Source organism: Sulfitobacter sp. HI0040, from assembly GCF_001634885.1.
GTDB lineage: Bacteria > Pseudomonadota > Alphaproteobacteria > Rhodobacterales > Rhodobacteraceae > Sulfitobacter.
In genome coordinates this window covers 1-10,945 of the sequence record NZ_LWEX01000138.1, presented here as the reverse complement: position 1 = coordinate 10,945, position 10,945 = coordinate 1, and the positions used below count along the sequence as shown (strand labels likewise).

Genomic DNA, 10,945 nt, shown 5'->3' with positions numbered 1-10,945 from the left:
CCGACGGTGGCGACATAGGACCGGGTGACGGTGCGGGTGTCGCGGGGGCGGCGGAGCGTGCGGGTGAAGCGGACCTGGGCCACACCGCGCTCGATCTGGTTCACCGATTTGATCACCACCTCGATCTTGGCGTCGCGCCCGTAGACAGTGATCGGGTAGTCTTCGTTGGTGGAGGACCAGAGATCGCGCAGCGTGCGCGCGGCATCTCCGTCCGAGCGGTCGAGGACCGAGTTGATGCGTTGCTCGCCATCGGTCAGGTCATAGGTTTCACGGTCATCAACATAGGCCACGAGATTGGCCTGGATGATGGCGTCACTTTCCGAGAGTGTGAGTGCCTGAACAGCGGCGACCCGGTCCATCTCGCCGGTCTCCTTGTCGACCACGACCACGAAGGTCTCGGTCGTCTTGAGCGGAAAGAGGCTTGCGCCCGCGACCATGCCGGCAACACCAACCAGCACGCCGGCCGCCGCGACGAACCAGGCGAAGCGCTCGCGCCGCCTTGGCCCGTAGATGAAATCCGCCTCGAAAGCGTCGCGATCATGGCTCGCGGAAGGGGTTGTGGTTGTCTTCACGTCAGTCGTCTTTCACATCAGGGTTTGCGGAAGGCCTTGGCGGCGGAGAGGAGCGCGCCGGGGCTTTGCCGGATCACCTCACCGGTCTTCACCACGCCCGCATTGGCCATCTGGTTCAGCTCATGCGGGGACTTGCCGGTGACGAGGCGCGAGGTTGCGCCCGTGCCATACTCCCGCGTGTTCACGAAACCCTGACGCGCGAGGCCGGTCAGACCCACGGCATTCGAGGCAATGCCCACCACGCCGGTGAGATTGGACGCGATATAGGGAACGGAAGCCATGATCCCGGCGCTGAGAATGAGGATCACGAGGAAGGGCAGGATGAGGCTGACGGTCTCGACATCGCCGGGATCGGCGGAGGCGTCGCCGATGGCCTCGGCGATGGCGACGATGATGCCCGCAGCCCCGGCTGCGGCGACCGGCATGAGGGCATAGCCGATGGTGGCGCGGGTCCAGGCCTCGAAGAGGGACTGGGTTGGTTTGAAAAGCGAGGTCACGATCATGAAGGGGGCGATCACGATCATCAGCGCGAAGACGATGCGGGCGAAGGCGATGATGCCGGCAGTGACGGCGGCAAAAACGGCGGAAAGGACAAAGAAAATGGCACCCAGGACCGCCCCGAAAACCCAGCCCGCGCGGTCTCCGATCGTGTCGCCATAGGCGGTGATGCGGGCGACCATGTTGTCTAGGCTCTCATAGACCCCGGCCTCGTCGCCCGAGCCGGTGAGCGCCAGGATCGAGGCGCCAACTGAGTCGGGGACCTGCGTGACGATGTTATAGATGACGCTGAAATTGTCCCAGCTCTGTGCGAATATGCCCACGAGCGCGACTTTCATCCCGAAGGCAAAGCCGGTGCCGAAGGGCAGGGGGCGGAGTTGCATCACCACGTTGATCCCGAGGAGCACGACGAGGAGCGCGGCCCCGGCGGAGATCACGTCGCCGACCGCGCCCGCCGAGGAGACGAACCCGTCCTGCGCCACGGTATCCACCGCCGCATCGATCTGGCTCAGGATGTCCCGAATGACGCCCATCTATTCCGCACAGGCCTCCACAACTTGCGCCTCGAGCGCGTCGGCCTGCGCGTAGAGATCGAGCACCTTGAAGGGCAGGCGCGGGTTGTCCGAGGTCTGGAACCGGGGCAGGGCGTCAAGCGCCTGATCCCAGGTGAACTGATCCAGCAGGCAGGTACAGGTTTCCGAGGCAAGCGCCTCCTCGGCAATCAGGATGCGCAGGATCGCGCGGTAGCCATTGCGCAGATAGGCAGTCTCGGCCAGATCGGCAGAGGCCTTCGGGGCACGGCAGGCGTCGGCCTCGTCCCGCGCGATAGCCATCGCGTTGAAGGGCGTGTCGCCGGAAGGGTTCGTGCTCGGGGTCTGGGCCAGCGCGGCACAGGGCAGGGCACTCACTACAAGTGCTGCGAGACCAAGTGCCCGAACTGAAGCCAAGCTGTGGATCATGGACATTTTCATGGATCCACCGCCATCGAGCGGAACTTGCGTTCATCCGCGAGGGTTGCGGCATCGACGACGCCGAGCTGGCCCGCACTGACGCCCTGGGCGGCTTCGAGCCGCCAGATCTGGGTCAGGATGATCCCGAGCTCGGCGGTGACGCGCGTGTTGAGATCGACGGCGGCCTTCAGCCCGTCCTGATCATCGATCAACCCGACCATGGTCTCGAGCCGCTCGAGGCTTTGCCCGGCCTCTTCGTGGCTTTCCTGCGCGGCAACCGAGAGCATGGCACTGGCCCCGGCAGAGGCGGCGATGCGATTGTCGGCGGGCTGGTCGGAGCCCGAGAGTGTTCCCAGTCGTTCCGACGTAAAGCCGCTGCCCGTCAGCACCCGCTCGACCGAGGCCGAGAGTTCCGCGCCCGGATTGAAGCCACTCAGGAAATCGCCACTCGCCAGCGACTGCGCGGTGTTGAGGGGGGCGACCAGTTTGCCGCGGAGCGCACGGAATTCCTCGACCGTCGCGAAGAGTTCACCCAGACCGCTGCCCTCGATGAGCGAGGTCAGTTGCGCCTCGAGGTTTGTCAGCTGCGATAGCTGGGTTTCCAACTCCAGCCGCATGGTGGCGAGCTGTTGCATCTGGACATTCAGATCCTCGGCCATGTGCTCGAGTTGGGCTACGAGCTGGCCAAGCGCTGAGCCGTCAAAGGTCGGCACACCCTGGGCCGTTGCGGGCGAAGAAAACCCGAGTGTGGTGACCGCAGCCACGGTCAGGAGAAGCTGTCTCATTCGGGAACTCCCATCTGCATGAAGTCGCGCTCGGCTAGTCGGTCGGCGACGAGGTGCTGCGCATAGGCCGCCTCGCGTTGCTGGTTCGCGGCCATCAGCCGGACGCGAAGATTGAGGATGCGGCCGATCTCGGCCTTGGCGTAGGTGTTGAGCTCCCAGGCCGCCTTGGCATTGGGTTGCGCGTCGATCTGCAGGATGATCGCGCGCAGGCGATTGATGACCTGCTCTGTGGTGGCGGAACTGTCGGCGGCGTAATAGACGCCGGCCTCGGAGATGCTGGCATACTCGGCCAGCGCAAAGTCCGAGGGCGAGAGCGTGCCGAGCGCATCGGCGCCGCCGACCACGGCAAGGTATTCGTTGTAAAACTTGGAGATGTTGCGCACATAGCCTTGGGTCTCGGCAAAGGGCGGCACGCCACCATATTCGATCACGCGTCCCGGACCCGCGTTATAGGCCGCGAGCGCATGGGGGATGTTGCCGAAGCGATTGAGCTGGGTGGTGATGTAGCGCGCGCCGCCGCGCAGGTTGTCTTTGACATTATAGCGGTCGACGCCAAGATCGGAGGCGGTGCCGGGCATGAGCTGGGTCAACCCATAAGCCCCGACCGGACTTTCGGCGGCGACGTTGAAGCGGCTTTCCTGCTTGATCAGGGCCTGGAAAAGGCAGCGCCATTGGGTGGCCGAGAGACCCGCGCGGGCCACACCGGGGGCGCCTGCGAATTCCCCCGCGACCTCGACGATCATCATCTCGACTGTTTCGCGGCCCTCGCCGAAGAGGCGGCTGTTCATCGGGCTAGGGTCGGTATTGGGATAGACCGCCGCCACGCCAAAGTCCGCATTGCCTTCGAGCGCGCGGATATCGAAGCCGGGGCCGGTGATGGCCGCCGTCATCTCTTCGAGGACGCGCAGCTGGTCGGCCTGGACTTCGGCCAGCGTGGACTCGGTCCGATCCTTGTCCTGCTGGACGCCCAGATCCTCGGCCAGCGCCGTCACCCGGGCAATGGCGCGACCGATCGCGGAATTGTCCTGCGTTGGCACGCCCTGGGCATGCGCGGGCAGGGCGCCGAGGCCGAGACAGAGTCCGGCGGATATGATCGCGGCGCGGCTCATTCCGGACGGGGCAGGGGCTCGAAGCTGCAGTCGGGCTTGGGCGCCTGCTGTACTGGTGCGCCCATGGTCGAGAATGAGAGGGTCGAGCGCGTGACCTGCGGCTCGCCGTTTCGACCGAAGCAGGGCGAGGTTTGTTCGGTGTATTTTTCGCAAGCTGAGAGAAGGCCTGCGGCGGCACAAAGCGCGAGGAGGGGTTTCGAACTCATATAACATGTCTCCAGAAATCAGGATTGGCGCGCCAATCGGCGGGCACACGGGCCTCGCCGGTGGCGCCGCCGCCAAGGATGGGGAGGAGGGTGCCGAGGGCGGAGAGATCGGCATCGACAAAGACGCTGTCGCCCGCCGAGCGCACGAGCGCGATGCGCTGGCCGATTGTGGGCTGCACGAGGAGGGCCGCCTCCTTGGCGTTCACGCGCAGAAAGTCGTAATCGGAGATCGTGGCACGGTCGTTCGGGAAGAGGATCTGGGTCGGGACCGTCTCGACGATGGTCTTGCCGACGCGGCTATCGCGCAGCTGGCTCGGATACTGCGTCATCATGATCACGACGCAGTTCATCTTGCGCAGCGTCACCAGCCAGTTTTCCAGCCGCGCGCCGAAGTAGGGATCGTCAAGCAGCTTCCAGGCCTCGTCGAGGACGATGATGGTGGGGCGGCGATCCTCGACCACACGTTCGATCTGGCGGAAGATGTAGGAGAGCACCGCCATCCGCTCGGTGGTCATGTCGAGAATCTCGGTCATGTCGAAGCCGATGATGTCGGAGGCCAGTTCGAGCCCGGCACCATGTTCCGGCTCGTCGAAGACCCAGCCATAGCGGCCGCCCGGGGCCCATTCGGCGACGCGGGACTGTAGCTCGCCATCGTCGTCGAGCGATTGAAACAGCGTCTCGAAACTCGCGAAGCGCCGGAGCGAGCCCTCGGCATAGGCATTTTGCGCGACCGCGCTCTGGATATGGCGGGATTGTTCGCCCGTGAGGGTTCCGCCCCGGGAAAGAAGGGTCGCCAGCCAGTCCGAGAGCCAGGCGCGGCCCCGTTCGTCGATCTCGGTCATCAGCGGGTTCAGGCCCGTCGGCACGCCAGCGCGGATCTCGTTGTAGCGCCCGCCAAGCGCGCGGACCGCCATCTCGAGGCCGCGATCCTTGTCGAAGAAGAAAAGCCGCGCGCCGACCCGCTGCGCTTGGGCTGCGAGGAAGGCGGTGGTGAGCGTCTTGCCGGTGCCGGTGCGCCCCAGCACGAGCGTATGGCCGACGGTCGGTTCCTTGCCCGGGTTGCCCGCCTCGTGAAAATTGAACCGATAGCCCGAGGTGCCGACGGTTGGCAGGACCGAGATGGTCTGGCCCCAGGGCGATTGGTTGGGGCCGCGCCCCTCGACGCTGCCATGCAGGGCGGCGAAATCCGCGAAGTTGATCGAGGAGATCGGAGTTTTGCGAGCGCGATAGCCAAAGTTGCCGGGGGATTGTGCGAAGTAGGTGGCTTTCAGCGCCATGTTCTCGCGCACGATCACCGACATGATTTCCTGGCCCACGCGCTTGATCTGGGCTGCAGCGCGCTCAAGCGTATCGCGGTCGGGCGCATAGACGGCGATCGACAGGTGATGATCGCCAAAGGCGATCCGTCCCGCCTCCTGATCGTCGGCGGCCTGGCCCAGTTGTTCGCGCAGAGAGACGGCGGCATCGTCGGAGGCGTGCATCTGGCGGATGATGCGCTGGATGCGCTCGGCCATGATGTTGTTCGGGATCGGGCTGAAGGAGTTGGTCAGCACGATGTCGAGAGGCAGGTCGAGCGCGTCGAGCAGCGTGACGTCCGTGAGCGCCGGATAGGTTTTCATCGAAAAGAGTGCGCCGTATTTGACCTGGCCGGTCACGGCGTCGGTCAGGGTGACGACATCGCCGTCGAAGGTCGCGCGACAGTTGCTCAGGGTGTGCGAGAGGGGTAGGGCGCTCTGCCCGAAGGCGATGGGGGAGAAGCTGCCGGCGTTCAGCGTATTGAGGTAGCCCAGCCATTCACCGCCCGACTTCGTGAGCCTGACGGGGTTGGCCGAGGCAAGCGCTACCTCGAAGAAGCCCATGACCTCGTTCAACTCCTGCAGGCGTGTCGCGCGGTCCTTGACCCAGGCCTTGCGGGCCAGCGCACGCAGGAGGGGAATGCGGGCCGAGATATCGGGCCGCCGGATGACGCTGAGATAGAGTTGGCGCTTGGCCGGGCGCAGGTCTTTGACATGGGCCTGCCAGCGCGCATCGATCGCGGCGGCGAAGCTGTCCCCCTCGAGGGGGCGCATTCCGAGATCCTGCGGCACGGAGATGCGGTGAATGTAGAAGCCGAAGGCGTTGCCGGTCTGGGCGACGATGGCAGCGACTGCACGCTTGAGCGCGTCGAGCCGGGCATCTTCCGTGGTCATCGGGTTGAGCCCGTCGAGGCGGAGGGTCGCCATAAGGTCGCCCTCGCGCAGTACCATGACGTCGTCAGCCGCGAGCGCGAAATACGGCAGGTGCTCGGCGAGATAACTCTCCCGCGTGAACTCCCCCCCGCCTGCTTGATGCAGGGCGGCCCCAAAAGTGGAAAGTGTGCCCGCATCAAGCGCCAAAGCTGTCGCCTCCATGCAGGGCCCTGTTCTTCGTCGGACGCACTGATCCATAGGAGACGCGCAGGACCTCGAAGAAATGCGGCTCGCGGTCGGCGACAAACCAGAGGATCGGATAGGCGACGAGACCAATCAGGAAGAAGACCATCGACTTCGTCCAGATGAACGGCAGAACGACCCCGGTCGTCAGCACCACGAGGTATCCGACAGGGAGACCCAGATACTTGGGCGGACGGGCGAGGCCCAGAAAAAGGGGGGATCGTTCTGCCACTGCTCTACTCGGATCTCAGGAGAAGCCGTCGACGATGGTACCGGCCGAGAAGATCAGCACGATCCCGATGATGACCGAGGCGAACCAGCCCCAGTTGAGCCGCCCCATCATGCACATGAATCCGGTGCCGATGACCGCGAGCGTGGCAACCGCGATCCCGATGGGACCGGTCAGCGCGGCCTCGACGGTTTCCAGCATGGTCTGGATCGGTGACAAGTCCTGCGCGAGAGCGGGCGTTGCGAGAGCCGCCAAGGTTGTGGCGATGGGCAAGAGGCGGCTGAGGCAATGTCTGAGCATGCGAAGTTCCCTTGTTTTACTGAAGTTCGATAAGGACGGGCGCGCGGGCCGGAACCTGGTTTGCGACACGGATGTCCGGCGCGGAAGCGGGAGGGCCTGCCAGCCGGGACCGGATCCGGTGGATGCGCGCGATGTAGTCGCGGGTCTCGGTGAAGGGGGGGATGCCGGAATACTCGACCACACGGTGTGGCCCGGCATTGTAGGCTGCCAGCGCCAGGTCGATGTCCTTGAACGTGGCGAGCTGGGCGAGCAGGTAGCGCGCCGCGCCATCGAGGTTCTGGGAGGGATCGCGCGGGTCGACCCCGAGTGCGCGCGCCGTGTCGGGCATCAGCTGGCCCAAACCATAGGCGCCCTTGGGGCTGACGGCGGTCGGATTGTAGCTGCTTTCGGCCTCGACCAGGGCGCGGAAGAGGATCTGCCAGTCGTCCGCATCGAGGTCGACCTGCCGCAGGGCGCGGTTTCCCTTGTGGCGATCTGCCGTGGCGTCGATCAGGGAGAGGATGCCGTCGCGACCGGAAGGCGGCGTGGCGTCCAACGAGGCCAGAACGACTTCCGCCTCAGCACTATCACCCAGCCTCGCCCAGGCAGGTGGTTCGCCATGAAAGATCCAGCCGGATGTCCGGGCCGTGCCGTCACGGCCGAAGGCGATGACGTCAGCCGCGCTCCTCGAGGGTGATGCTGTAATCAGGACCAAAGCGCAGATCGCGCCCGTCACCGAACTCGAAATGATGTTTGAAGAGCCCCGGCCATATGTTGAAATACCGCGGCTCGGGACCGTGTGGGGTGATCCGGGTCGAGACCAGAATGGCTTCCGGCTCACCCTCGCGCAGGTAGATGCACTGGTAGCGCGGCTTGCCATCGTCGGTGAACCCCACGAGTTCATACCGGCAGCGGAACGCGATGCCTTCTTCTTGAAGGTCTTTCACACCATCGATGGTGATCAGGATCTGGTTGCGCGCTATCGGCATGTTCGGACTCTCCCCATGAGAGCCCTTCTACTTCACGACACTAAGGCCATAAAGTCATATAGAGTCAATACGACATATTGCAGATAAATACATATTGCGCGATAGTCCGCGCAACTTTTGCGGGAGAGTGACATGAGACGACAAGTGATGGCGGCGGCGATGGGGGTGATGGCAGTGTTCGGAGCCCCGGAGAAGGCGCAGGCCTATGACATCGACTGCGCCATCATGCTCTGCATGGCGGGTGGGTTCCCCCCGAGTGCCGTTTGTGCCCGCGCCTATCGCACCATGATCCGCCGCATCACGCCCTGGCCGAGTCTACCGCCCTTCGGGGTCTGCACCTTCGCCCATGTGCCGGTCGAGCTCGGTGGTCCGGGCGGCGAGGGTGAACTCGACACCAACCTGCCGGAATACGAATGGCTGAACCGGACCCATGTGATCTGGTTCACCGGGCGCTCCTATGAGCCGCGTGACGAGCCGCGTCAATGGGACTGGTCGATCCGCTCCTGTGATCGCGAGAACCGGACCTGCCGCTACATCCAGCGGGTCTACGGATCCCACGCGCCCTGGCCCGCGACATTCATCTCGGAAAGCGGGCAGGAGATCGCTTACCCGACCAGCGGTGGCCTATGGCACTTCTATTCCCGCAGCATCATGGTCGAATACGGTGACTACGAGGGCAACATGGGTCACTCAGAGTGGTTTTCCTACTGATCTGAGCTGTCACTGGGCGTCAGGGAAAACGGGCGCACGATGGCAAGACTGGCATCAAAGCGTTCCGGATCGACATGCCAACGACGGCTCACCGAGCCATCATTCCAACGGTAATCGGTGAACAGGTGAATCTTCTGCGTCCCGTCGTTCAGAAACCCTTCCTGGAAAGGCCAGCCTGTCTTTCTCTTCGCCATGTATCCGCGCCACTCGTACTGTTCTTGCCGTTCTGTCTTTCGTGTTGGGTGGCGGGATCAAAGCCTCAGGAAACGGACTTGCGCTTCGCGAAGAGTTCTTCGGGGTCGACATTGAGCGCCTTGGCGATGCGTTCGAGAAGGTCGAGGGAGGCCGCGAACTTGGCGTTCTCGACCTTGCCCATATGGCCGCGGCTCACGTCGGCCCGATGAGCAAGCTCCTCCTGGCTGAGGCCGCGGGCGCGTCTCAAGTCTTGGATGTTCAATGCTACACGGTCCCGCAAGTTCATGCCCGCGAAACGGACACGCTGCGCGAAATATCGCCACGCGATATATATTACATTCGGAGGCGCGGAGAAGAAATCTTGGAACGGCGCGAGATCGCCGGAATGGGATGCCTGCCGATACGCAGGTCACGGGATGATCCGTCTCGATAACATTCTGGGCCGTTCAATCGTTCTTTCGGAAAAGGGCGGCACCGGCAATTCCGGTGCCGCCAGTCGGTCGTCCACAGGGAGGTTCGAGAGGACGAATTCTACAGGGAAATTTGTGATGACTCAAGGGCCGTTGCGACAGTTTCCGCTATCTCAGTTTCATCAATTCTTCCCTGAATGCTTCCGTTGGTGTTCGCCAACCAAGGCACTTTCTTGGGGTTCCGTTGAGGCGGTCGCAAATCGCCCTCATATTGCGATTTGAGAGCGCCGCGAGCTGGGTGTCACGGGGCAGGTATCGCCGTGCGCGTTTGTTCAGGTTCTCGACCGAACCCTTTTGCCAAGGTGCCTGGGGGTCACAAAACCAGCTGTCAGTGCCGATGCCCGTCTTGAGCTTTCTCCATTCCCTGAACTCGAAACCGCGGTCGAAGGTGATCGATTTGCGGGCCTGTTGGGGCAGGGGTTCCATCACATCCATCAGCTTGCGCATGAAGTGGTTGGAGCTACGATCGTTGTTGCGGAACAAGACGGCAAACCTCGTTTTGCGCTCGACAAGTGAGGCAACATTCATGTTGCCTTGGGCGCGCTCGAAAATCATCAGGTCGCCTTCCCAGTCGCCAAATGTCTCGCGCGTGTTCACATGCTCCGGGCGCTGATGAATGGAGCGATCCGGCGGAAACACCTGTCCTCTGGGGCGTCTGGCATATCGGGGCCGGCGTTTTTTGCGGCGACTTGGAAGGTATCTGGCGAGTTCTTCGGATTGTCCCTCGGCGCTGTAAACATGGGCGTAGATCGTTTCATGACTGACACGAATGGCATGTCCTTCAAATGCAAGCCGACCGGCAATCTGCTCGGGTGACCAGCCTTCTTTCAACTGGGTGATCACGGCCATCCGAAGCTTGGGGAGACGGATCAATTTGCGCCGTCGCGCACGGCGAGCTTCCGCCTGACGCTGCGCCATCACACAGTAATAGCCATTCAGATACGGCAGTTCGCCATCCGTGTAGAAGTTCCGTTTTATATCGCGGTAGATCGTGGAACGGTGTCTCCCAAGCTCAGCGGCAATTTTGCTGACCGAAATTTTTGCCTTGAGCATGTCCTCAATGATGCGTCTCTCACGCAAATCCAGCTCTGTATGCGCCATGTCTGTTCTCCTTGCTTTTTCAGCAAGATAGAGGAAGTGTCGCAACGCAGTTTAGAATGTGCCTTGGGGTCGGCAATGTAAATCCCATTCAGAAATGTCACCGGCTGTGCAAAGCAGAAAGGTCACCACAGGGCGCTACGGGAGCAAGGCTTTTGAGCCCGCAGACCCCAATATCGAAGGGCTGAAAAGCCTTGCGGATTGCGGGTCTTTGGTGTCGAGGATAGCGTGGTGACATGCTTCCGACGGTCAAACTTCACTCAGATGCTGATGTCCTGAAACACTCGCCGCTGGTTCGTGGGATGACGCTTGCGTTGCGTTATGCCAACGAAACCGGCGGGATCGGGCTGACGCAATCAGGCGCCTTCAACCGCAAGTTTGTGCATTGGGCGGCGGAACACTTTGAATGGCCCGATTTCACCGCCACCGAGTTATTCGAAATG

General features: G+C 62.8%; 14 protein-coding genes and 1 pseudogene. 2 read left to right on the top strand and 13 right to left on the bottom strand.

Annotated elements, in window-relative coordinates:
- The 10 genes from A3728_RS09885 to A3728_RS09840 form a co-directional block, all read right to left on the bottom strand.
- Window positions 1-572, bottom strand: a 572-nt coding sequence (locus A3728_RS09885; RefSeq protein ID WP_067922835.1) for a virB8 family protein, incomplete at its 3' end; no start/stop codon positions are given.
- Between the two features lie 17 nt (window positions 573-589).
- Window positions 590-1,603 (bottom strand): type IV secretion system protein, encoded by a 1,014-nt coding sequence (locus A3728_RS09880; RefSeq protein ID WP_009804198.1) that lies wholly within the window; start codon window positions 1,601-1,603, stop codon window positions 590-592.
- Window positions 1,604-2,029, bottom strand: a complete 426-nt coding sequence (locus A3728_RS09875) for a hypothetical protein (protein WP_082851064.1) — start codon at window positions 2,027-2,029, stop codon at window positions 1,604-1,606.
- Window positions 2,030-2,037: 8 nt separating this feature from the next.
- Window positions 2,038-2,805: a type IV secretion system protein gene (locus tag A3728_RS09870; RefSeq protein WP_067264357.1), complete on the bottom strand. Its 768-nt coding sequence runs from the start codon at window positions 2,803-2,805 to the stop codon at window positions 2,038-2,040.
- Window positions 2,802-3,914, bottom strand: a complete 1,113-nt coding sequence (locus A3728_RS09865) for a transglycosylase SLT domain-containing protein (RefSeq protein WP_067264358.1) — start codon at window positions 3,912-3,914, stop codon at window positions 2,802-2,804. The genes A3728_RS09870 and A3728_RS09865 overlap by 4 nt, the downstream gene beginning before the upstream one ends.
- Window positions 3,915-4,116: 202 nt before the next feature.
- Entirely contained in the window at window positions 4,117-6,510 is a 2,394-nt protein-coding gene (locus tag A3728_RS09860; protein WP_172839585.1) for a type IV secretion system protein B4, read from the bottom strand.
- Complete coding sequence (locus A3728_RS09855) at window positions 6,485-6,763, bottom strand: type IV secretion system protein VirB3 (protein WP_040609064.1); 279 nt, start codon at window positions 6,761-6,763, stop codon at window positions 6,485-6,487. The genes A3728_RS09860 and A3728_RS09855 overlap by 26 nt, the downstream gene beginning before the upstream one ends.
- 15 nt (window positions 6,764-6,778) lie before the next feature.
- Window positions 6,779-7,060 (bottom strand): TrbC/VirB2 family protein, encoded by a 282-nt coding sequence (locus A3728_RS09850; RefSeq protein ID WP_040609066.1) that lies wholly within the window; start codon window positions 7,058-7,060, stop codon window positions 6,779-6,781.
- 16 nt (window positions 7,061-7,076) lie between these two features.
- Window positions 7,077-7,754 carry a lytic transglycosylase domain-containing protein gene (locus A3728_RS09845; protein ID WP_236628152.1) on the bottom strand — a complete coding sequence of 226 codons (678 nt, stop codon included), beginning with the start codon at window positions 7,752-7,754 and terminating at the stop codon, window positions 7,077-7,079.
- Window positions 7,714-8,028, bottom strand: coding sequence for a hypothetical protein (locus A3728_RS09840; RefSeq protein ID WP_009804206.1), 315 nt, complete (start codon window positions 8,026-8,028; stop codon window positions 7,714-7,716). The genes A3728_RS09845 and A3728_RS09840 overlap by 41 nt, the downstream gene beginning before the upstream one ends.
- A gap of 132 nt (window positions 8,029-8,160) precedes the next feature.
- Here A3728_RS09840 and A3728_RS09835 point away from each other — a divergent pair, with 132 nt between their 5' ends.
- The gene (locus tag A3728_RS09835) at window positions 8,161-8,739 is read left to right on the top strand and encodes a hypothetical protein (protein WP_040609067.1); all 579 of its coding nucleotides are present in this window, start codon (window positions 8,161-8,163) and stop codon (window positions 8,737-8,739) included.
- On the opposite strand, the gene A3728_RS09830 is transcribed toward A3728_RS09835, so the two are convergent.
- From A3728_RS09830 to A3728_RS09820, 3 genes are all read right to left on the bottom strand, one after another.
- Window positions 8,733-8,933 (bottom strand): hypothetical protein, encoded by a 201-nt coding sequence (locus A3728_RS09830; protein WP_009804208.1) that lies wholly within the window; start codon window positions 8,931-8,933, stop codon window positions 8,733-8,735. The two genes, A3728_RS09835 and A3728_RS09830, sit on opposite strands and share 7 nt — an antisense overlap.
- 65 nt (window positions 8,934-8,998) lie before the next feature.
- The gene (locus A3728_RS09825; protein ID WP_231886361.1) at window positions 8,999-9,181 is read right to left on the bottom strand and encodes a helix-turn-helix transcriptional regulator; all 183 of its coding nucleotides are present in this window, start codon (window positions 9,179-9,181) and stop codon (window positions 8,999-9,001) included.
- Between the two features lie 331 nt (window positions 9,182-9,512).
- Complete coding sequence (locus tag A3728_RS09820; protein WP_009804210.1) at window positions 9,513-10,505, bottom strand: IS30 family transposase; 993 nt, start codon at window positions 10,503-10,505, stop codon at window positions 9,513-9,515.
- Between the two features lie 233 nt (window positions 10,506-10,738).
- Here A3728_RS09820 and A3728_RS09815 point away from each other — a divergent pair.
- Window positions 10,739-10,945, top strand: a pseudogene (locus A3728_RS09815) (hypothetical protein); the annotation flags it as partial.